The 23,427-nt window shown below is 45.2% G+C and carries 15 protein-coding genes and 3 tRNA genes; 14 read left to right on the plus strand and 4 right to left on the minus strand.

All coding sequences use genetic code 11. The annotated features are described in order from the left end of the window. Window positions 1-594, minus strand: coding sequence for an arylesterase (locus AOC19_RS04550; RefSeq protein ID WP_251367975.1), 594 nt, complete (start codon window positions 592-594; stop codon window positions 1-3). 82 nt (window positions 595-676) lie between these two features. Here AOC19_RS04550 and AOC19_RS04555 point away from each other — a divergent pair, with 82 nt between their 5' ends. The 3 genes from AOC19_RS04555 to AOC19_RS04565 are packed head-to-tail and all read left to right on the plus strand — an operon-like array spanning window position 677 to window position 6,193. Next, the gene (locus tag AOC19_RS04555) at window positions 677-1,357 is read left to right on the plus strand and encodes an ABC transporter ATP-binding protein (protein WP_215374044.1); all 681 of its coding nucleotides are present in this window, start codon (window positions 677-679) and stop codon (window positions 1,355-1,357) included. Between the two features lie 21 nt (window positions 1,358-1,378). Beyond that, entirely contained in the window at window positions 1,379-5,413 is a 4,035-nt protein-coding gene (purL, locus tag AOC19_RS04560) for a phosphoribosylformylglycinamidine synthase (protein ID WP_215374049.1), read from the plus strand. Between the two features lie 3 nt (window positions 5,414-5,416). Beyond that, entirely contained in the window at window positions 5,417-6,193 is a 777-nt protein-coding gene (locus AOC19_RS04565; protein ID WP_251367976.1) for a spermidine synthase, read from the plus strand. A gap of 74 nt (window positions 6,194-6,267) precedes the next feature. Here the strand turns inward: AOC19_RS04565 and AOC19_RS04570 are convergent, their stop codons facing one another. Then, window positions 6,268-8,853, minus strand: a complete 2,586-nt coding sequence (locus AOC19_RS04570; RefSeq protein ID WP_215374052.1) for a bifunctional aconitate hydratase 2/2-methylisocitrate dehydratase — start codon at window positions 8,851-8,853, stop codon at window positions 6,268-6,270. Window positions 8,854-9,239: 386 nt separating this feature from the next. Between AOC19_RS04570 and AOC19_RS04575 the strand changes: the two genes are divergently transcribed. From AOC19_RS04575 to ftsB, 4 genes are read left to right on the plus strand one after another with little or no spacing between them, the layout of a single operon-like run. Then, window positions 9,240-10,901: a CTP synthase gene (locus AOC19_RS04575; protein ID WP_215374053.1), complete on the plus strand. Its 1,662-nt coding sequence runs from the start codon at window positions 9,240-9,242 to the stop codon at window positions 10,899-10,901. A 9-nt stretch (window positions 10,902-10,910) separates the two neighbouring features. Next, entirely contained in the window at window positions 10,911-11,774 is an 864-nt protein-coding gene (gene kdsA, locus AOC19_RS04580; RefSeq protein WP_215374056.1) for a 3-deoxy-8-phosphooctulonate synthase, read from the plus strand. Between the two features lie 34 nt (window positions 11,775-11,808). Further along, a complete protein-coding gene (gene eno, locus AOC19_RS04585; RefSeq protein WP_215374059.1) occupies window positions 11,809-13,095 on the plus strand; it encodes a phosphopyruvate hydratase in 1,287 nt (428 codons plus the stop codon). A gap of 20 nt (window positions 13,096-13,115) precedes the next feature. Next, window positions 13,116-13,442 carry a cell division protein FtsB gene (ftsB, locus tag AOC19_RS04590; protein WP_215374062.1) on the plus strand — a complete coding sequence of 109 codons (327 nt, stop codon included), beginning with the start codon at window positions 13,116-13,118 and terminating at the stop codon, window positions 13,440-13,442. A 7-nt stretch (window positions 13,443-13,449) separates the two neighbouring features. On the opposite strand, the gene AOC19_RS04595 is transcribed toward ftsB, so the two are convergent. Then, a complete protein-coding gene (locus AOC19_RS04595; RefSeq protein WP_215374065.1) occupies window positions 13,450-14,415 on the minus strand; it encodes an Hsp33 family molecular chaperone HslO in 966 nt (321 codons plus the stop codon). A gap of 68 nt (window positions 14,416-14,483) precedes the next feature. On the opposite strand from AOC19_RS04595, the gene gltX reads away from it, so the two are divergent. The 7 genes from gltX (at window position 14,484) to AOC19_RS04630 (ending at window position 22,990) form a co-directional block, all read left to right on the plus strand. Then, on the plus strand, window positions 14,484-15,887 hold the full coding sequence (gltX, locus tag AOC19_RS04600; protein WP_215374067.1) for a glutamate--tRNA ligase: 1,404 nt from the start codon (window positions 14,484-14,486) through the stop codon (window positions 15,885-15,887). Between the two features lie 81 nt (window positions 15,888-15,968). Beyond that, window positions 15,969-16,044, plus strand: a tRNA-Ala gene (locus AOC19_RS04605). A gap of 40 nt (window positions 16,045-16,084) precedes the next feature. Continuing rightward, window positions 16,085-16,160 (plus strand) — tRNA-Glu (locus tag AOC19_RS04610). Between the two features lie 57 nt (window positions 16,161-16,217). Beyond that, a tRNA-Asp gene (locus AOC19_RS04615) sits at window positions 16,218-16,294 on the plus strand. A 559-nt stretch (window positions 16,295-16,853) separates the two neighbouring features. Beyond that, entirely contained in the window at window positions 16,854-18,590 is a 1,737-nt protein-coding gene (locus AOC19_RS04620; RefSeq protein WP_215374070.1) for a type I restriction-modification system subunit M, read from the plus strand. 2 nt (window positions 18,591-18,592) lie between these two features. Further along, the gene (locus tag AOC19_RS04625; protein ID WP_215374073.1) at window positions 18,593-19,927 is read left to right on the plus strand and encodes a restriction endonuclease subunit S; all 1,335 of its coding nucleotides are present in this window, start codon (window positions 18,593-18,595) and stop codon (window positions 19,925-19,927) included. Between the two features lie 12 nt (window positions 19,928-19,939). Then, entirely contained in the window at window positions 19,940-22,990 is a 3,051-nt protein-coding gene (locus tag AOC19_RS04630; RefSeq protein WP_215374075.1) for a type I restriction endonuclease subunit R, read from the plus strand. Here the strand turns inward: AOC19_RS04630 and AOC19_RS04635 are convergent, their stop codons facing one another. Beyond that, on the minus strand, window positions 22,991-23,296 hold the full coding sequence (locus tag AOC19_RS04635) for a hypothetical protein (RefSeq protein ID WP_215374078.1): 306 nt from the start codon (window positions 23,294-23,296) through the stop codon (window positions 22,991-22,993). Window positions 23,297-23,427 lie beyond the last annotated feature (131 nt).

Raw genomic sequence — 23,427 nt, forward strand, 5'->3', positions numbered from 1 at the left:
CTAAGGTATTTTTTTCAGCAAGTTACTGTATGGGGCCATCGAGCCCCATACGTTTTTGAAGATAACGCTTTGCGCTTGAACGTTTGGATGCAATTGATCTGCCTGAAAGAACTCTGGTTTAGTTGCAACGCCTTCCAAGAAGAACGGTAGCAACTCAATGCGTTCTTGATCTGCAAGTTGTGGATAGAGTTTCTTAAATTGCGTGGTGTAAGTTTGGCCGTAGTTCGATGGGATTTGTATGCCACAGAGCAAGACTTTGGCCCCAGATTTTTTACTCATCTGAATCATCTTGCTTAAGTTGCTCTCGGTTTCATTCACCGGCAATCCGCGTAAGGCATCGTTTGCTCCAAGCTCTATTAAAACGATGCCGGGTTTTTTCTGATTCAGTAGTTTAGGTAGTCGGGTCAGCCCGCCCGAACTTGTTTCACCGCTAATGCTGGCATTAAATACGGTCCAAGGGCTTTTATCTCTGACGAGTTGCTCTTCAAGAAGATTGACCCAGCCCGTGCCACGAGGCAGTCCGTATTCAGCAGAAAGACTATCCCCCAGCACCAGGATCACGGGGTTTACTTGTGCCCAAGAAGAAATGCTCATTACGAGGCAAAATAGGCCTGCTATACATTTATTAGTAGTTAAGATTTTGATCCGCATCTTTCCATTCTAGAAACTTTTCCATATGAACAAACAGTCTAATTCCATTGTTGCCGATCAGATAGGCAAGCTGGTAAATACAGCTGATGGAGACTTGGTCATTTTGCATGATCTCAGCTTTCAAATTGGGCAGGGCGAAAGCGTAGCCATTGTGGGTGCATCTGGATCTGGGAAAAGCACTCTTTTGAGTCTTTTGGCCGGATTGGATGTGCCGAGTGCAGGTCATATTCAGTTAATGGAGCAGAACCTCAATCAATTGGATGAGGATGGTCGGGCACGCCTAAGAGGTGAGTTTGTTGGCTTTGTTTTTCAGTCATTCCAGCTACTGCGGCATCTAACAGCCCTCGAGAACGTGATGCTGCCCTTGGAAATGTCTGGCATGGGCCAAGCGCAAGCCAGGATAGCCGCCCGCCAATGGCTTGAAAAGGTTGGTCTAGATACGAGGGCAAATCATTTCCCGAAGACACTTTCAGGTGGTGAGCAGCAGCGCGTAGCCCTGGCTCGCGCCTTTGTCAATAAGCCCGCTATTCTCTTCGCCGATGAGCCAACTGGAAGCTTGGATGAGGTCAGTGGAAATAGGGTAATTGAGCTCCTTTTTGAGCTGAATCGGGAGAATTCCTCGACCCTGGTTCTGGTAACCCATGATCCAGCCTTAGCCGCTCGGTGCCAACGCCAATTAACCCTTCAGGGCGGACGCCTCGTCTGATCAAAACCTTATAATCTTGGCATGTCATCATTCTGTTGCTTGCCCGGGGCAAATGCCCTTTCAGCCTTCCGCCAACAGCGACTTTTAGCTTCGCTCGCAGCCCAAGGAATTCAACTTGAGTCTATTGAGGCTCAATACCTACATTTCATTTGGTCTGAGTCTGAGCTCAATACCAAAGACAAAGAGGTGCTTGAGAGTCTTTTAACTTACGGCCAACCTTTTGTGTCGCAGATAATGCTTGGGGGCTCCTTATTTAGCAAATCTGCTGACAAGCAATCAGCAATAGCTATTCCTCGTTTCGGCACAGTTTCTCCATGGGCTAGTAAGGCAACTGATATTGCTCGTCAATGTGGACTTCAAGTATTGCGAATTGAGCGCGGTGTTCAGTATGCGTGGCAGAGTAAAAAATCACTCGATAAAGCACAAGAGCAACTGGTATTAAGTGCTTTACATGATCGGATGACGGAAGCGGTTATTTCTGATATCAACGAAGCTAGCGCTTTATATCAATCTCTGCCTGATCGCCCATTTGTCCGCATCCCTGTTTTAGCAGAGGGTAGGGCTGCACTAGATAAGGCGAACCAAGAACTTGGGCTTGCATTGTCAGAAGATGAGGTGCTTTATCTGGTTGACAATTTCACTCGCCTAGAGCGCAATCCGAGCGACGTTGAATTAATTATGTTTGCGCAGGCGAATAGTGAGCATTGTCGTCACAAGATATTTAATTCCAGCTGGACAATTGATGGTGATGATCAAGAGAAATCTCTATTTGCGATGATTCGCAACACCCATCAGCTGCAACCCGAAGGAACGATCGTTGCTTATTCTGATAACTCAGCGGTGATGGTGGGGGCCGAGTCAGAAACTTGGTCGCCAAAAGGCCAGGATCGTCGATACGAAAAAGATACGCGTCTAGTACATACCTTAATGAAGGTGGAGACGCACAACCATCCAACTGCAATTGCGCCATTTCCAGGAGCCTCCACAGGCGCTGGTGGTGAGATTCGTGATGAAGGTGCTACCGGTATCGGTGGACGACCTAAAGCTGGCCTTACTGGCTTCTCTGTATCCAATCTCAATATTCCTGGCACTGATTTGCCATGGGAATCTGAAAAGTACGGTAAACCAGAACGGATTGCAACGCCACTCCAAATCATGATTGATGGCCCATTGGGCGGTGCTGCATTTAACAATGAATTTGGCCGCCCGATTTTGGGTGGTTATTTCCGCGTTTTCGAGCAGACCTTAGAGGGCGTTCGTCGTGGTTACCATAAGCCAATCATGATTGCGGGCGGTATCGGTAGTATCGATTCAATTCATACTGCTAAAAAACAAATTAAAGCAGGGCACTTATTTATTCAATTGGGTGGTCCTGGTATGCGAATAGGTATGGGTGGTGCAACTGGAAGTTCTGTTGCAACCGGTACCAATACGGCAGATCTCGATTTTGACTCTGTTCAACGCGGTAATCCTGAAATGGAGCGCCGTGCTCAAGAGGTGATTAACTCCTGTATTGCTATGGGTCAAGCCAACCCGATTATTTCCATTCATGACGTTGGTGCTGGTGGTATTTCAAATGCATTCCCTGAGCTTGCTGATGGTGCAGGCTTAGGCGCACAATTTGAATTACGTAAAGTACCTCTTGAAGAGAGTGGTATGAGCCCTGCAGAGATTTGGTGCAATGAATCTCAAGAGCGCTATGTGCTTGCAATCGAAGCTAAAGATCTGGAGCTTTTTAAGTCGCTCTGTGAGCGTGAGCGTTGTCCATTTGCCGTAGTTGGTGAAGCAACAACTGAGCGTCAACTTCAGCTCGCTGATAGCAAAGAATTGACTGGCAGCGATGCGGCTATGCCGATTGACATGCCGATGGAAGTGTTGCTTGGTAAACCCCCGCGCATGCATCGCGATGTGAAGCGTGTTGCTCAAGAGTTTGAGGAGCTAGATGTCACGGATGCTGATCTGGCTCAATCGATTGCCTGGGTTTTGCAGCAGCCAACCGTTTCCAGTAAATCATTTTTGATCACAATCGGGGATCGTACTGTTGGTGGTCTCAATGCACGTGATCCATTTGTAGGTCCTTGGCAAGTTCCCGTTGCCGACTGTGCTGTTACCTTGATGGATTACAAAGGCTACCGCGGTGAAGCAATGTCGATGGGTGAGCGTACCCCATTAGCCGTTATCGATGCGCCAGCTGCTGCCAAAATGGCCGTAGGTGAGTCCATCACTAATTTATTAGCTGCAGATATTCGTCGGATAGAAGACGTCAAGCTTTCTGCTAACTGGATGGCTGCGTGTGGCGCACCCGGTGAAGATGCAAAGCTGTATGACTCAGTTCAAGCAATTGGCATGGACTTATGCCCAGCACTGGGAATTTCGATCCCAGTCGGTAAAGATTCCTTATCCATGGCTACCGCATGGCAAGACGGCGATCAATCCAAGAAGGTGGTGTCACCAGTTTCATTAATCATCTCTGCTTTTGCCGCGGTTCAGGATGTGCGCAAAACAACGACTCCTTTGCTGAAGCTCAAGGATGAGTCTGGAGCTCCTCTAGAAACAGAATTGATTCTCATTGATTTGGGACGTGGTAAGAATCGTATGGCTGGAAGCATCTTGGCTCAAGTGCTGAACCAATCTGGCAAATCGGCTCCTAACGTAGATCATCCAGAGGATCTCAAAGCTTTGGCTGCCGCCATGATTGAGTTGCGCCAAGAAGATCAATTGCTTGCCTATCATGATCGCTCTGATGGTGGATTATTTGCTGCTATTGCGGAGATGGCTTTCGCATCACATACAGGTATTTCGATTAATGTCGACATGATTGCGGTGGATGTTGGTCAAGAGGCTGATTGGGGCGATGCTAAGAATTGGGCACAACAAGTTTCCGGCCGTCGCCATGAGCAAACCATGCGCGCTTTGTTTAACGAAGAGCTTGGTGCCGTAATCCAGATTCGCAAAGCTGATCGTGATTCAGTATTTGCAGTCTTGCGTAAGTTAAATCTCAGTGCATATAGCCATGTAATCGCAAAGCCCAATACCAATGGTCGCATCGAAATTTGGCGTGACGCTAAAAATATCTTTGCAGAGCCTCGTGAAGTACTTCAAAAGATGTGGGCCAACACGAGCTATCAGATTGCCCGATTACGCGATAACCCAGACTGTGCTGATAGTGAGTTTGCGTTACTAGACGACGTCACTGATGCAGGGATGTCGCCAAAGTTGACATTTGATGTTGCGGACGATATTGCGGCGCCGTTCATTAATAAGAATGCTCGACCTAAGGTCGCTATCCTGCGTGAGCAGGGTGTTAACTCTCATGTAGAGATGGCTTATGCCATGAACTGGGCTGGTTTTGATAGTTATGACGTGCACATGTCAGATTTACTCTCCGGTAAATCCAAGTTAGATGATTTCCGTGGGCTGATTGCCTGCGGAGGCTTTAGCTATGGAGATGTATTGGGAGCTGGTGAGGGTTGGGCAAAGACTATTCTCTTTAATAGTCAATTGCGTGATCAGTTTTCCGCTTTCTTTGACCGTCAAGACAGTTTTGCATTAGGCGTTTGTAATGGTTGCCAAATGATGAGCAATCTCTCTGGAATTATTCCAGGGGCAGAAGCCTGGCCTAAATTTACTCGTAATCAATCTGAGCAGTATGAGGCTCGTCTAGTGATGGCTGAAGTAATGGCGTCACCTTCGATCTTTACGCAAGGCATGACGGGCAGTCAGTTGCCGATTGCGATTGCTCACGGTGAAGGCTTTGCTAACTTCAGTCAACAAGGCAATCTCGACACGTTGCAGAAGCAGGGATTGGCAGCACTGCGTTTTGTGGATCACCAAGGTAATCCAACTGAAACCTATCCAATGAATCCCAATGGCTCTCCTGGTGGCTTGACTGGTGTTACCACTCCTGACGGTCGCTTTACAGTCATGATGCCGCATCCTGAGCGAGTGTTCAGAGCCGTACAAATGAGCTGGGCACCAAAGCAATGGTTAGAAACACCCGATGGAGCTAGCCCTTGGATGCGTTTATTCCGTAATGCCAGAGTCTGGGCTAAATAATTCATGTCAGATGTTTCTATGGCTATGGAGTCAGTAACGTTTTCTGAGAGTGGTGGGGTGCGCTATCTGCACTTTGGTAGCGAGTTGATACAAGGTGCAATGCGTATTCGCGACCCGGATGAGATTTACCTTGAGTACAACCAACAAATGATGGCTTGGCTTCTATTCTTGGAAACTAAGCCAGGAATGCGGATTGCCCAACTTGGTCTGGGTACTGGAGCGCTTACCAAGTTTGCACATCGTTATTGCCCTGCAGTCAAAACAACTGTTGTTGAGCTGAATCCCGCGGTAATTGTTTCTGCTCGCAGTATGTTTTTCACTCCGGATGATGATCGTCGCTTAGAAACTTTACAAGTAGATGCCAAGGCTTTTGTTCAGAATGCGAAGTATCAAAATCATTTTGATGCAGTTCAGGTCGACCTATATGACGCTATTTGTGATGGGCCCGCAGCGAGCTCCCTGGATTTCTATAAAGGCTGTTACAGCATTCTGAAATCCCCTGGGGTTTTAACAGTGAATTTGTTTTCACGTCACAAGAGTTTTGATGTCAACCTCAATAACATATGCGAAGCTTTTGATAATCGCGTGCTGCTATTTCCTGAATCACATGATTGCAATGTAGTTGCTTTGGCTTTCAAGGGGCCGAAATTAGATGTCGAGTGGAAAGAGGTCTCTAAGCGGGCTAAGTTATTGATGGAAAAAACAGGATTGCCAACCAATACCTGGGCATCGGGCTTAAACCGCGAAAATGCCCATCAAGAAAATAAATTGTCTATCTAAAAAATGATGACAAGAAAAAAGGCGATCGGTTGATCGCCTTTTTTACTGCCCCTAACATCAGGGCACATCGATGCTTAGACTGTCACCGTATCAGCAACATCGCTGAATGATTTAATCTTGTCAAAGTTCATGTACTTATAGACTTCACCAGCTTTAGCATTCAAGGGTTCAACTTGCTCGAAGTATTCCTGAGGTGTAGGTAAGCGACCCAAGAGTGCTGCGACCGCTGAAAGCTCAGCAGAGGCAAGGTACACGCGAGTATCAATACCCAAACGATTCGGGAAGTTACGTGTTGAAGTAGATACGGCAGTAGAACCTTTACGGATCTGCGCCTGATTACCCATACAGAGAGAGCAGCCCGGAGTTTCCATGCGGGCACCTGTAGCACCAAGAATGCCGTAGTAACCCTCTTCAGTCAGGATCATCTGGTCCATCTTGGTTGGCGGAGCCACCCAGAGACGAGTGGGCATATCTTTTTTACCTTGAAGCACTTGGCCAGCTGCACGGAAATGACCAATATTGGTCATGCAAGAGCCAATAAATACCTCATCGATTTTTTCGCCAGAAACTTCAGACAAGAACTTCACATCATCTGGGTCGTTAGGACAAGCCAAGATTGGCTCTTTGATTTCGCTCATGTCGATTTCAATGACTTCAGCATAGTCTGCATCTGCATCAGCCTTCAGTAAATCTGGTTTGGCAATCCATGCTTCCATTGCTTTGATACGACGACCTAGAGTGCGCTTATCTTCATAACCATTGGCGATCATCCACTTCATTAAAGTGATGTTAGAGCGCATGTATTCAATGATTGGCTCTTTGCTCAGAGCAATCGCGCAACCAGCGGCAGAGCGTTCAGCTGAAGCATCTGACAACTCAAATGCTTGTTCAACTTTAAGATCAGGCAAGCCTTCGATTTCTAAGATGCGGCCAGAGAAAACATTCTTCTTGCCTTGTTTCTCAACAGTGAGCAAACCTTTTTTAATTGCATATAAAGGAATTGCATTTACCAGATCACGCAAGGTGATGCCAGGCTGCATTTTTCCTTTGAATCGAACCAATACAGACTCAGGCATATCCAAAGGCATGACACCAGTAGCCGCCGCAAAGGCAACTAAGCCTGAACCGGCGGGGAAGGAGATGCCGATTGGGAAGCGTGTATGGCTATCACCGCCAGTACCGCAGGTATCGGGTAGGAGTAAGCGGTTTAACCAGCTGTGGATCACGCCATCACCTGGACGCAAAGCCACGCCACCACGATTAGTCATAAATGCTGGTAACTCATGGTGCGTACGAATGTCTACTGGCTTTGGATAGGCAGATGTGTGGCAGAAAGATTGCATTACCAAGTCAGCAGAGAAGCCTAAGCACGCTAGGTCTTTCAATTCATCACGAGTCATTGGACCTGTGGTGTCTTGAGAGCCTACAGTCGTCATGTGTGGCTCGCAATAGGTGTCTGGGCGAACGCCTTGACCTTCTGGCAATCCACATGCACGACCCACCATTTTCTGCGCCAAGCTGAAACCTTTTTTATTGTCAGGCGGGCTAACTGGAATGCGGAATTCTGTAGAAGCTGGCAAACCAAGCGCAGCGCGCGCTTTGGCTGTAAGGCCACGACCGACGATCAAAGGAATGCGACCACCCGCACGAACTTCATCCAGGATGACTGGTGACTTTAATGAGAATGAAGCAATTTCTTTACCGTTTTTAAATGCTTTACCTTCGTATGGTCGCAATTCAATTTCATCGCCCATGTTCATATCAGATACATCGAGCTCAATTGGCAATGCACCAGCATCTTCCATGGTGTTGAAGAAGATTGGAGCGATTTTGGTACCCAAGCAAACGCCACCAAAGCGCTTATTTGGTACAAAAAGAATATCTTGGCCGGTCCACCACAAAACAGAGTTCGTTGCGGACTTACGTGAAGATCCTGTACCAACTACGTCTCCAACATAGGCAATTTGATTGCCTTTCTTTTGGAGTGCTTCAATTTGCTTCATTGGGCCGCGAACCCCAGCTTCGTCAGGCTCAATACCTGGACGTGGGTTCTTCAACATAATGGTTGCGTGCAGTGGAATATCTGGACGGCTCCATGCATCAGGAGCAGGGGATAGATCATCCGTATTGGTTTCACCAGTCACCTTAAACACGGTGAGCTTCATGCTTTCTGGAACGGCAGGGCGACTTGTAAACCACTCGGCATCAGCCCAGCTTTTCAGTACGCCTTTAGCTTCTGCATTCCCTTTTTCTGCCAACTCCTGAACATCATGGAAGTAGTCGAACATCAATAGGGTTTTTTTCAATGCTGCTGCAGCAGTAGCAGCGCACTCAGCATCAGATAACAATTCGACTAGAGGCTTAATGTTGTAGCCGCCCAGCATAGTGCCTAAGAGCTCAGTAGCTTTGATGCGTGAGATCAAGGGAGTCTTTTCAGTACCCTTGGCAACGGCATCCAAAAACTCTGCCTTTACTTTAGCTGCTTCATCAACACCAGCAGGTACACGATTGGTAATCAACTCAACCAGTTCCGCTTCTTTTCCTTTTGGAGGATTTTTCAAAAGGCCGACGAGCTCAGCTGTTTGATCTTTTGTCAGAGGGAGGGCTGGAATTCCAAGGGCTGCGCGTTCGGCAACTTGGGCGTTATAGGCTTCTAGCATCGTGTTTCCTATTGGGTAAGAGTTATCAACAGTAAGGCTAAGCAGGGTGTATTTCCCTAACCAGTCTATTGTAATTCCTAATTCATGTCTTATATAAGACTTAATGATCAAAATACCTAAAATTGCTTAAAAAATAGGCAATTAATGGCCATGTACTCAAATTATTGGAGAAAGCGAGAGTTTCAACACAGGAAATTAGGGGGTTGTAGTTTTGGAAGAGTGCTTATGGTTAGCAAATATAGGTAGCAAATCAACAAAAATTGAGCAAAAAAATGGGCTCGGTAATCAGTAAAACCGTCTAAGCCTTTGAGTAATTGGGTGGGTTAAGAAATCTTGATGACATAGTCGCTATCGTTATAATTACTTTTTCCAACAGAGCTTAAGCGATGACCAAATACGTTTTTGTCACTGGTGGTGTGGTTTCTTCTTTAGGGAAAGGAATCGCAGCTGCCTCGCTTGCCGCGATTCTCGAATCCCGCGGCCTGAAAGTCACCCTCCTAAAATTAGACCCTTATATCAACGTTGACCCTGGGACTATGAGCCCACTTCAACACGGCGAAGTGTTCGTAACCGAAGATGGCGCTGAGACTGACTTAGATCTGGGGCATTACGAGCGCTTTGTTTCTGCAAAGATGCGCAAGAGCAACAACTTTACTACTGGCCAGATCTACGAATCTGTTATCAGCAAAGAGCGACGTGGTGAGTACCTCGGCAAAACAGTGCAGGTGATTCCCCATATTACGAATGAGATTCAAGCATTTGTAGAGCGTGGAGCAAAAGCCAGCCATGATGGCAATGCTGATATTGCTATCTGCGAAATCGGGGGCACAGTAGGTGACATCGAGTCTCTGCCATTCCTTGAGGCAGCACGCCAAATGAGTATTCGCCTACCAAGGCACAGCTGCGCTTTTGTGCACCTTACCTTGGTTCCTTACTTGAGTAGCGCAGGCGAATTAAAAACCAAGCCGACTCAACACTCCGTTCAGAAGCTACGTGAAATTGGCATCATGCCCACAGTTCTTTTGTGTCGTGCAGACCGTCCTATCCCAGAGGATGAGCGCTCAAAGATTTCGCTTTTCTCTAATGTACGCGAAGAGGCTGTCATCTCTGTATGGGATGTAGATACCATCTATAAGATTCCTGAGATGCTTCAAGCGCAGGGTATGGATGATCTAATTTGTCGTGAGTTAGATATTCAGGCTAAGCCTGCAGATTTATCTGTTTGGGCTAATCTTGTTTACGAGCTAGCCAATCCCCAGCATGAAGTCACCATTGGTATGGTTGGAAAGTATGTTGAGTTAACTGAATCCTATAAGTCTTTGATCGAAGCCTTGCGTCATGCAGGTATTCATAACCATACTCGCGTGAATATCAATTACATTGACTCTGAAGCGATCGAAAAAGATGGTGTTGATTGTCTTCAGAATTTAGATGCGATCTTAGTACCCGGTGGTTTTGGTAAGCGGGGCACCGAAGGTAAAATTGCCGCCATTCGTTATGCCCGCGAGAACAAAGTGCCTTACCTTGGTATCTGTTTAGGTATGCAGTTAGCTGTGATCGAGTTTGCCCGTCATGTCGCCAATATTACACAAGCCAATAGCACTGAGTTTGATCCAGAGACTGAAAGTCCAGTAGTCGCCTTGATTACTGAGTGGCTTGACCGCGAAGGTCGTGTTGAGAAGCGCACTAATGATTCCGATCTTGGCGGGACTATGCGTTTAGGTTCACAGCGATGCCCAGTTAAAGTGGGTACCTTGGCTCATGAGATCTATGGGCCTGAGGTAAATGAGCGTCACCGTCATCGCTATGAAGTAAATAATGTTTATGTGCCACGCCTTGAGAAGTCTGGTCTCATTATTTCCGCCAGAACACCGAACGAATCTTTGCCTGAAATGATGGAGTTGCCGAGCACTATGCACCCTTGGTTCTTTGGTGTGCAGTTCCATCCAGAGTTCACCTCGACTCCTCGTCATGGCCATCCATTATTTTCCGCTTTCATTAAGGCTTCATTAATGCATCAAGCTGCTGTTCAAAAGCAAGCAGCCTAGGAGATCGCAATGAGTGCATTTAAGTTATGTGGTTTCGATGTTGGTTTGGATCAACGCTTTTTTTTGATTGCGGGTCCATGCGTCATTGAATCTGAGCAATCGGCTTTAGATATTGCTGGTGAACTAAAAGAAATTACTTCTGCATTAGGCGTTCCATTTATCTACAAGTCTTCTTTTGATAAAGCCAACCGTTCCTCAGGTACTTCTTTCCGTGGTTTAGGGATGGAGAAGGGTCTTGAGATTTTGGCTCGCGTTAAAAGAGAAGTCGGTGTTCCAGTATTGACTGATATTCATGACATCAGTGAAATTGCGCCCGTATCCAAGGTGGTTGATGTGCTTCAGACGCCAGCATTCTTATGCAGACAGACTGATTTCATTCGAGCTTGTGCTCAGAGTGGTAAGCCCGTTAATTTTAAGAAGGGTCAATTCTTATCACCTCATGAAATGCTCAACGTGATTGATAAAGCACGTGCAGCCGCTTCTGAAATGAATCTGCCAGATCAGTTTATGGTTTGTGAGAGAGGCGCCTCTTTTGGTTACAACAATCTAGTTTCAGATATGCGTAGTTTGGCAATTCTTCGTGAAGCAAAGGCACCAGTTGTTTTTGATGCAACGCATTCAGTTCAGCTTCCTGGCGGACAGGGTAATGCAAGTGGTGGGCAGCGCGAGTTTGTTCCTGTATTAGCCCGTGCTGCAGTTGCAGTAGGTATTAGTGGCTTATTTATGGAGACGCATCCTGACCCAGCTAAAGCGCTTTCAGATGGCCCAAATGCTGTACCGCTAAATCGCATGAAAGAACTGCTGACTTCTTTAGTGGCAATTGATTCTGTCGTGAAGAAGCCCGGATCATTTTTAGAAGATAGCTTTAAGTAACACCCCAAATTCATTTTTACTTAGGAGAAGGTGCATGAGCGCCATTGTTGACATTATCGGTAGAGAAGTTTTAGATTCACGCGGCAACCCAACGGTGGAGTGTGATGTATTGCTCGAGTCTGGTGTTATGGGTCGCGCAGCAGTACCCTCAGGTGCATCAACAGGTTCACGTGAAGCCATTGAGCTTCGTGATGGCGATAAGGCACGTTACTTAGGTAAGGGCGTTCTTAAGGCTGTTCAGAACATCAATATCGAGATTGCTGAATCGATCTTGGGTCTAGATGCAAGTGAACAAGCATTTCTCGATCGCACTTTGATTGAGTTAGATGGAACGCACAATAAAGCACGCTTAGGTGCTAATGCTACCTTGGCCGTTTCTATGGCTGTGGCACGTGCAGCTGCTGAAGAGGCAGGCTTGCCTTTATATCGCTACTTCGGTGGATCAGGCGGGATGCAGCTACCTGTACCAATGATGAATATTGTTAACGGTGGAGCACATGCCAATAACAGCTTAGATATTCAAGAATTTATGGTGATGCCGGTTGGCGCCCAAAGCTTTCGTGAAGCCTTGCGTTGCGGTGCTGAAATCTTTCATGAATTAAAGAAAATTTTAGGCGCCCAAGGCATGCCAACTACGGTCGGTGACGAAGGTGGTTTTGCCCCAAACTTCAAGAGCAATCAAGAGTGTTTACAGACCATCATGAAGGCTATTGAGGGTGCAGGCTATCAAGCGGGTGAAGATGTCTTATTGGCTTTGGATTGTGCTGCGAGTGAGTTCTATAAGGATGGCAAGTACCACTTGTCAGGCGAAGGCTTGCAACTATCTTCAAGTGAATTCTCGGACTACCTTGGTAACTTAGCTGATCAATTCCCGATCGTATCTATTGAAGATGGAATGCACGAGAGTGATTGGGATGGATGGGCTGACATTACTCAAAAATTAGGCAAGAAGATTCAATTGGTTGGAGATGATCTATTTGTTACCAACACCCGCATTCTCAAAGAAGGTATCGAGAAGGGTATTGCTAACTCCATCCTTATTAAGATCAATCAAATTGGTACATTGACTGAAACTTTTGCTGCGATTGAAATGGCTAAGCGTGCTAACTACACCGCAGTAATTTCTCATCGCTCTGGTGAGACGGAAGACAGCACGATTGCTGATATTGCAGTTGGTACGAATGCTGGTCAGATTAAGACTGGCTCTTTGTCCCGCTCTGATCGCATTGCCAAGTACAACCAGTTATTGCGTATTGAAGAAGACTTGGGTGATGTTGCTACTTATCCAGGTAAATCTGTTTTCTACAACCTGAAGCGCTAACTGATAGTCCTTACTAGCCTATGCGTATCGTCATCTACTCCATGCTGCTATTGCTCATTGCAATACAGTACCCACTTTGGTTGGGTAAGGGTGGGTGGCTTAAGGTTTATGAGATGGAAAAGCAACTCGAGCTGCAGCAAGCTAAAAATAGCCTGCTCAGCTTACGCAATGCGAAGCTGACAGGTGACGTGAAGGACTTAAAAGAAGGAACTCGCGCAATTGAAGAACGGGCTCGTGTTGAGCACGGTATGCTAAAGGAGGGCGAGTTCTTTGTGCAAATTCTGCCAACCGAAAAATCAGCTAGCAATGCATCTGATGGCGAAAAGCCAGCAACTACTAAGCAATAAACAGTGCTTAATGTCCGCTTGATGGCGGCCTGGTTGCATCTGCAAGAAGATCTGTTTTGAAGACTTGCCTGCAATCTACTGCATCAAAGCGATACGCTTTAGCGCAAAAATCACACTCCGTTTCCACTGCTCCTTGCTCTGCAAGGATGCTTTCTACCTCTTCTTCGCCGAGCATTCTGAGGACATCTGCAACCTTAGCTCGCGAGCAACGACAAGCAAACCGAACAGGGCGGGGCGGGAAGCTGCGGACACCGCTTTCTGTTGATTCTTCTAAAAAGAGGCGTCTTAGGATGGTTTCTGGTGTCAGGGTCAGCAGCTCTTCATTGGTAATGGTTTCGCCAAGCGTTTGAATTCTGGTCCAGCCCTCGGCGGCAAGTTGAGGGTCAAGATGGGCATGACCGCCAGAATCTGGTAAGCGCTGTAAAAGTAACCCACCAACATGGGTGTCGTTTGATGATAACCAAATACGGGTATCCAATTGCTCAGAATTCTGCATGTATAGAGCGATAGCTTCAGCAGCACTGGTAACGGGCTTAATGACAGTCCCACGATGCTCTTGGAGAGCCACAATGCCCTGATAGGGTGGTTGACCAGGCTGTCGGTCAGAGGGATCCAGGGTAATAACTAGGCGGCCTGTATTGTTGGCGTCCAGTAGCTCACCCAAGCTTGCATTGGGATCAATACTGTCGGCGTCTACGGAAAGCTTTACGGTTGCCCGCATTGTCAGATCTGACTTGCATTCAACTACGAGAAGCTGAATAGGGCCTTTGCTTTGAGCCTGAATAATCAAGGTCCCATCAAATTTCAGGCTAGCGCTTAAGAGGGTGGCTGCACCCACAAAGTCGCCTAGGATCCGCCGTACTACCGGCGGGTCATTTCTACGCTCTAAAACGGCCTGCCAGGCGCTACTAATAGAAACAATTTCCCCGCGGACCGGGGCGCCATCACACATAAAGACAAGTAATTCATTCATAGGTGAAAGTATCCACTTTTTTATGAATTGGGGTGCTAAAACAAGAATTTCAAGCCCAACCTGAGATAATGTCGTTTATGCATATACGTACACGTTTCGCCCCTAGTCCAACGGGCTTTATTCACTTGGGCAATCTTCGCAGCGCTTTGTATCCATGGGCCTTTGCCCGTCATAACCAAGGCGATTTCATTTTGCGTATCGAGGATACCGATGTTGAACGTTCTACCCAAGAAGCGGTGGACGTCATTATTGAGGGTATGGCCTGGCTGGGTCTAGATTTAGATGAAGGCCCGATTTATCAAATGCAACGCATTGATCGTTATCGTGAAGTTGTTAAACAGATGTTGGATGCTGGTCTTGCTTACCCTTGCTATATGAGCGAAGAGGAGTTGAATAAACTCCGTGACCAACAAATGGCCAACAAAGAAAAGCCACGGTATAACGGTCTATGGCGTCCTGAGCAAGGCAAAACTCTGCCAACCATTCCAGAAGGTGTTTTACCGGTGATTCGCTTCAAGAACCCCATTGGTGGATCCGTCATTTGGGATGATGCTGTAAAGGGCAAGATTGAAATCAGCAATGATGAGCTCGATGATCTGGTGATTGCTCGTCCGGATGGCACGCCAACCTATAACTTCTGCGTCGTCGTAGATGATCTAGATATGAATATCACCCATGTGATTCGTGGTGATGACCATGTAAACAATACGCCACGTCAAATTAATATCATGAAGGCGCTCGGTGGCACACCACCGGTATACGCTCATTTACCCACAGTTCTGAATGACTCTGGTGAAAAAATGAGCAAGCGCAATGGTGCGATGAGCGTTCGTGATTATCAAAAAGCAGGGTACTTGCCCGAAGCTATTCTGAATTACTTAGCAAGGCTTGGTTGGTCTCATGGCGATGCAGAGATTTTTACTAAGGAGCAATTTGTCAATTGGTTTGATTTGGATAATCTTGGCCGATCACCGGCGCAACACAACCCTGAGAAGCTGCTTTGGCTAAACCATCAATATATTCAGAATGCAGACTTAACTGCACTGGCAGAAGCAACCAAACCCTTTGCACATGAATTGGGTATCGATACCGAAAACGGCCCCGACTTTGTACAAGTGGTTGCGCTTCTCAAGGATCGGGCGAATACCTTGATTGAAATAGCAGAGGGTGCAAAGCTCTTCTATCTGCCAGCTCCCGCACATACTGCCGAACAAATATCTGCAAATATCCCGCCTGAAATTATTCCAGCGCTGAAGGATTTGATTGATGCATTTAAATCTGCTGAACACACAAAAGCAGCTTATGGAGCAGCTTTTAAAGAGGTGTTAGCCAAGCATCAGATCAAAATGCCAGCCTTAGCAATGCCTGTTCGCTACGCCTTGTTTGCCACTACACAGACCCCAGCCATTGATTCTGTCCTGGTTGTTTTGGGTAAGGATGAAGCCGTACAAAGGCTTTCTAAGGTCGTCTAATCCAGAATTTGCGTCCTCCTACAAAAATAGGATAAAATCTTGGATTGTTTTGAGTGTCTTGTAGATTTTTAGCGAGATTTCGGGGGTATAGCTCAGCTGGGAGAGCGCTTGCATGGCATGCAAGAGGTCAGCGGTTCGATCCCGCTTATCTCCACCAAAGATTTACAATGGCAGCATAAGTTTTTGTAGTAGTCCAGGTCCCCATCGTCTAGAGGCCTAGGACATCACCCTTTCACGGTGAGTACGGGGGTTCGAATCCCCCTGGGGACGCCAAATTTTTTGGCTAGTTGTGAGTAGTAAGTAGTGACACAAGTAGCATGCGATGTACTTGGAGCGGTAGTTCAGTTGGTTAGAATATCGGCCTGTCACGCCGAGGGTCGCGGGTTCGAGTCCCGTCCGCTCCGCCAAGTAATATTAAAAGCCTTATAATTCATTGAGTTATAAGGCTTTTTTCTTTTCTTTTTTATCCGCCGAACTCTATATGGAATCGTTGATTTCCATGATTTCCTGGCATTTCCTTACATAATTTCCCGACAAATTTCCCGACATTTTCATGCTGCGTCGCAGCTAGTACAAATTTCACGGGATATTAAAAGATTTGGCTTTGCAGGCCAATGATTACGGGGGCAAATATTACGAACAAAAAAAGGTCGTGGGTTCAGCTCATTAGCTCATCTCAAAGCCCAGAACAATATTTACCAATGAGGATTTTCCGCTTCAAAATCAAGATAATTTACTCGCGTTTTTTATAACCTGTTTGTAGTCACTGTTGAAGTAAGAGATAAGAAATTCGGCCTGCTAGAGGGGTTCTTATCGTGAAAAAATGATGCGAAATTAGATATAACTGAGGGTTTCGATATTGTCATTTATAGCCCCTCTGTCCGTTACACTGATTATGTGATATTTAATAGATTAATAATCATTAATCCCCACTTAGGTCGGACTAAACAACAGAATATAGGCAATATGAGCGAACAAAATTTATCCAGCTTAATTTGGTCTGTAGCAGACCTTTTGAGGGGTGATTACAAGCAGTCTGATTACGGCAAGGTAATCATGCCGTTTACCGTTTTGCGTCGCTTAGACTGCATTCTGGAGCCTACAAAGGCACAAGTCCTAGCTGAGTACGAAAAACGGACTAAAGAGGGCGTAGACCCAACGCCGTTCCTTAACCGCATCTCTCAGCAGTCCTTTTATAACCATTCCCCATTAGATATGAATAAGGTCTTAGCTGACCCAGCTCATATTAAGTCCAATTTACTCAATTACATTAACGGCTTTTCAAGCAACGTTAATGACATTTTTGAGCGCTATGAATTTGACAAGCAAATTGAAAAGCTCGACGAAGCTGGCTTGTTATTCATGGTCACTAAAAAGTTTGCTGAAGTTGACCTACATCCCAATGTTGTTAGCAATGCCGGCATGGGGACCCTATTTGAAGAGTTAATCCGCAAATTTGCCGAGCTTTCTAATGAGACTGCCGGTGAGCACTTCACCCCGCGTGAAGTTATAAGGCTTATGGTTGACTTGCTGCTACATGCTGATAGCGAAGCGTTATCAAAGCCAGGCGTCATTCGCACCATCTATGACCCAACTGCTGGCACGGGCGGCATGCTTTCTATCGCTGAGGAATACCTAACTGGCCCAAATGGTCTTAATCCTGATGCGACCTTAATTGTTCATGGCCAGGAATTAAATCCTGAATCCTATGCAATCTGCAAAGGTGACATGCTCATTAAAGGGCAAGATATCTCAAACATCAAGTTTGGCGATACCCTAAAGAACGATGGTCACCCCGATGCAAAGTTTGACTACGGCATTGCCAATCCACCATTTGGTGTGGAATGGAAAAAGTCGGAAAAAGAAGTAAAGCAAGAACATGAACGCCTAGGATTTGCTGGACGATTTGGTCCTGGATTGCCGCGTATTTCGGATGGAAGTCTTTTGTTCTTGCTTCATCTTATTTCTAAGATGCGTGAGCCTGAAAAGGGTGGTGGTCGCATTGCGATGGTCCTCAATGGTTCTCCACTATTTAGTGGAGCCGCGGGCTCAGGCGAATCAGAGATTCGCAAATGGATTCTTGAGCAAGATTTACTTGAGGCAATCGTTGCTTTGCCAACAAACATGTTTTACAACACTGGAATTTCGACCTACATATGGATTTTGTCTAACCATAAATCCAAAGAGCGTCGTGAAAAAGTGCAGTTAATAAATGCTGCTGAGTTTTATCAAAAGATGCGAAAAAATTTAGGCTCAAAAGGTAAGGAATTGAGCGATTCTGATATTGAAAAAATTGGCAAGCTTTATTCTGATTTTAAAGAAACAAAGGAAACAAAAATCTTTGATTTCCAGGATTTTGGCTACACGACTATAACGATTGAGCGTCCGCTCAGGGATGAATTGGGCAATCCGGTTGCCTCCACTAAGGGTAAAACCAAAGGGCAGCCCCAACCCGATTCAAATCTTCGCGATACTGAAAATGTGCCCCTAAAGGAAGATATTGCGGAGTATTTCAAGCGAGAAGTTTTGCCGCATGCGCCAGATGCCTGGATTGATGAATCCAAGTCAAAAGTTGGTTATGAGATTCCATTTGCGCGCCACTTTTACGAATACATACCGCCGCGTTCGCTGGCTGAAATTGATGCCGACCTTAAAAAAATAACCGCAGAAATTCAGTCATTACTTGCTGAGGTTGCTGAATAGTTATGGCTTTGCACAAGAGGTACCCATCCTATAAATCAACATCTGATGCTTGGTTTGGTGAAGCCCCATCTCATTGGGATGAGCTTCCAAATAGAGCATTTTTAAAAATTCATAAAGATGTAGTTGGTGATAAATCGTCGGACTTGGATTTACTTTCCCTGACGCTTAGAGGTATTGTTTGGCGCGATAAAGATAGCGGTGAGGGCAAGTTCCCGGAAAGTTTTGATGGTTATCAACATGTAGCAATAGGTGATTTAGTTTTTTGCTTATTTGACATGGATGAAACACCAAGAACCGTAGGGCTTTCACAATATTCGGGAATGATTACTAGTGCATATACAGTAATGAGGCCGTCTGAGCGGGCTTATTCAAAATATGTTTACTACTACTATTTGAATCATGACACCCAAAAAAGTCTTAAACCCTACTACAGCGGCTTAAGAAAGGTTGTTACAAAGGATATATTTAAGTCAATAAAGGTTTCATTGCCGCCATACGAAGAACAGGTCTGTATCGCCAATTTCCTGGACCGTGAAATATCAAAGATTGATGAGTTAATTAACAAACAAGAAAAGTTAATAGCTTTAATTGGTGAGCAAAAGAACTCATTAATTACCGAGGTTCTCACAAAAGGCTTAAATAAAAAGACAGATTTGATGGGTTCTGGCAATAGATTCGTGCGCGAAATACCGTTAAATTGGGCTATGAGGCCATTGAAGTATTGCCTTAAGGCTAATAGAGGTGCGTTAAGAACTGGACCGTTCGGTAGTGAGCTAACCGCAAAGGACATTCTTGATGAGGGTGATATAAAAATATACAACCAAAGAACAGTGATAGATAATGACTTTTCTGGCGGTGAAAATTTCATCACGCGGGAGAAGTATGAAAATCTAAAATCATTCGAAGTTTCTCCAGGTGACATTTTAGTTACCAGTAGAGGCACAATAGGCAGAGCATCTATAGTTCCGAAAAGTATTAAGAAAGGGGTTCTTCATCCTTGTCTAATTAGAATGCAGATAGATGAAAATATTCTTCTGCCAGAATATTTAGTATTGGCAATGAATGAAAGCAATCTTTTGATTAATCAATTAGCTTTTTTGAGTAATTCAACAACAATTGAAGTTATCTACTCTTACACTCTAGCTAACATAGTTCTCCCAATACCACCTCTATCAGAGCAAATAGAAATACTATCGTTTGCTAACAAAAAAATTGACGAAATAAAAGCATTAAAAGACAAGGCAATTTGCTCGGTTAATCTTCTTAAAGAACATCGTGGAAGCCTAATATCTGCAGCAGTTACAGGCAAAATCGACGTGAGAGAAATGGCTCTATAAGAAAGAAAATAAATGGCTATACATAACGAAATCGAATTTGAAAAAGACCTTTGCGACTACTTAAAGTCTCATGGTTGGCTATATTCAAAAGATGACACTGGCTACGATGTGGAACGTGCATTATTTCCAGAGGACCTTTTGGGCTGGATTCAAGATACCCAACCAGAAGCTTGGGCTAGATTGAAGAGTTTTCACAATGGCAAAAGCGAAACGGTTGCTCTTGACCGTTTGGTAAAGGTCACGGAGACCGAGAGTTCTTTACATGCTCTACGAAAAGGCTTTAAAGCCACTGGTGCGGGTTCAGGCGGCTTTGAGCTTATTCAATTTGCCCCTGCGCATAGCTTTAATGAAGAGGTGAAGGCTAAGTACAACAAAGTGCGTCTTCGCGTCATGCGTCAAGTGCATTACTCTGCACATAATCGCAACTCCATTGACCTAGTTCTTTTCGTTAACGGCATTCCAGTCGCTACTCTAGAGCTCAAAACTGATTTCACTCAAGGGATTGACGATGCAAAGAATCAATATCGTACTGACCGAAATCCAAAAGACCCTACAACAAAACAAATTGAGCCACTGCTTCAATTTAAGCGTGGTGCCTTAGTTCACTTCGCCGTTTCTACATCAGAGGTATGGATGACTACCAAGCTGGCTGGTATGGATACCTACTTCTTGCCATTTAATAAGGGATTTAATGGTGGCAAAGGTAATCCACCTAATCCAGCTGGCTATCAAACCGCCTACCTTTGGGAGCAAGTGTTTCAAAAGGACCAATTCCTCAAGATTCTAGAGAGCTTTATTCAGCTAGAGAAAAAAGAGGTTATTGAAAAGAATGGCGAAAAGAAAACCAAAGAAACCCTCATTTTTCCTAGATACCATCAACTTGATGCTGTGACTAAGCTTGTCGCGGCCGTCAAGGAAGAGGGTGCAGGTAAGAATTACTTATTCCAGCACTCTGCAGGTTCTGGCAAGTCCAACACAATTGGTTGGAGTGCTCATAAGTTGGCGACTATCCATGATGCTAAGGACAAAAAGATATTCGATACGGTCATTGTGATTACTGACCGTACGGTCTTAGATGAGCAATTGCAGGACACAATCAATCAATTCTCGCAAACTCCAGGCTTAGTTGTTTCCATTGATTCTGAAAATGGCTCAAAGTCTGGGCAGCTCGTTGAGGCACTACGAAGTGGCGCCATGATTGTTGTCGTCACCTTACAAACATTTCCATTCATTCTCAAAGAAATTCGAGAAACTGCCGACCTATCTAAGCGTAACTTTGCTGTTATCGCTGATGAGGCTCACTCATCTCAGACTGGGGCATCCGCAGGCAAGCTACGTAAGGCTCTTAGCTCCGAAAAGGTTGAGGTTGATGAAGATGAGACCTATGAGGACTATTTGGAGCGTGAAACTGCAAGCCGAGCTTTACCTCCAAACGTCAGCTTCCTGGCTTTTACAGCCACACCAAAATCCAAGACGCTTGAACTGTTTGGTAGAAAAGATGTCAACGGTATCCCAAGGCCTTTTCATCAATACACCATGAAGCAGGCTATCGAAGAAGGCTTTATTTTGGATGTATTGCAGAACTACACGCCTTACAAGGTGGCATATAAGCTTGCACATAACGGTAAAGATTGGGACGATAAAGAGGTTGATAAATCGGATGCTGCTAAAACGATTGCTCGTTGGGTAAGGCTGCATCCGCATAATATCTCCCAAAAGGTAGCCATTATTGTTGAGCACTTTAGAGCTAACGTTGCTTGGCGCTTAAACGACGAAGCAAAAGCTATGGTCGTTACCGATTCTAGGCAGGCAGCTGTGCGATACAAGATTGAAATGGATAAGTACATTCAGTCTCAGGGCTATGCAAAAGAGCTCGCTACTTTAGTTGCTTTTTCTGGCGATGTTGAAGACCCCGAGTATGGTGGCGAAAAGTTCACTGAAGGTAGTATGAATAAGCAACAAAAGGGAATGGGAATTCGCGAGGCTTTTGCCACCGACGAATTTAAGGTTCTGATTGTTGCTAATAAATTTCAAACTGGCTTTGACCAGCCCCTACTAATGGCGATGTATGTCGATAAGCGCATTGATGGTATTACAGCTGTTCAGACCTTATCTCGCCTAAATAGAACAACTTTTGGCAAAGACATTACTTATGTCTTAGATTTCGTAAACGATACAGAAACTATCCGCTTGGCTTTCGAGCCTTATTACGAAACTACAGAGTTACAAGCAACAACGGACCCAAATATGGTCTATGACTTGGAGACCAAACTTGGCAAACAAGGCATATATTCAGAGCAAGATGTAAAAAACTTTGTTGAGGCTTATCGCAAACCTAAAGCTCGTCAGCAAGATATTCAGGCGGCCTTATCCTCACCAGTTTCACGCTTCAATGGATTATTTAACGCAGCAGAAGAGAGTGATGACAAAGAAGAGCTTGACCGATTGGCTCTCTTCGAGAAGGACTTAGGAACATTTTGCCGTTTCTATGATTTCTTGTCCCAAATCGTCAATTATGCTGATACGGACTTGGAGGCTAAATACCTATTTTTCAGGCATTTAGCTCCATTAATTAAACCCGAGAATCGTCGCCTGCCAATTGATTTGACCGGTCTTGAGATGACACACTACAGGCTTGAGGCCGATAAAACACGTGCAATTAAGTTAACTGGTGATGATGCAACCCTCAAGGGTGGCACCGGGGCTGGTAGTGGTAAGTCCAAAGACCCAGAGGTAGTTCGTCTTGAAGAGCTTCTAAATAAGCTTAACGACTTATTCCCGGATATAACCGATACAGACCGAATCAATCTCTTTAATAATGCCAAAGCAAAGATGATGGATAACGAAGAGCTTCGCAAGCAGGCTATGGCTAATAGTGAAGACCAGTTCAGTCAATCTCCAAAGTTTGAGGAAGAAATGCTTGATAGCTTAATTTCCAGTATGGATAGCCATAGAGCAATGACTACTAAGCTATTAAATGACGATAAGCTAAGAGCTAGATTTAAAGATTTACTTGCTAAGAGCGTTTTTGAAGATATAAATAATTCTAAAACCGCTATTTAACTACCAGCCCTTTAGTGCTGGCGCTTGAGGCGCTTGGCGTGGAGTATTGATGGTTGTATTTGGCGTTGCTGGGGCAGGGGTAGCGGTATTTGTACCTACATAAGCACCATTTGGTGAATAGTAGTTAGTTTGGCCATTATCAATCTGGGAAGACCCGACTGATTGACCGCTTGGGGTGTAAGTAGTTGTAACACCGCTTGGCGATGTTTGCGTATAACCCTTGTATTGGCCATTGGCATCATAAATAGCCTGAGCGGATAGAGTTATTGAGAACAAAGACAGAACTGCCAAAATGAGCTTTTTCATAGTTTCATTTTAAGTCTGTATGCATAGATATGGAAATGCATAGGATGTGTATTTAAAGCATTTCTGGGGTGCTTCATGACGGCATTGCTTGTGGATAACTTTCCCTACATTTTCCCGACATTTGATGGTCA

The organism is Polynucleobacter asymbioticus, from assembly GCF_018687575.1.
Classification (GTDB): Bacteria; Pseudomonadota; Gammaproteobacteria; order Burkholderiales; family Burkholderiaceae; genus Polynucleobacter; species Polynucleobacter asymbioticus_C.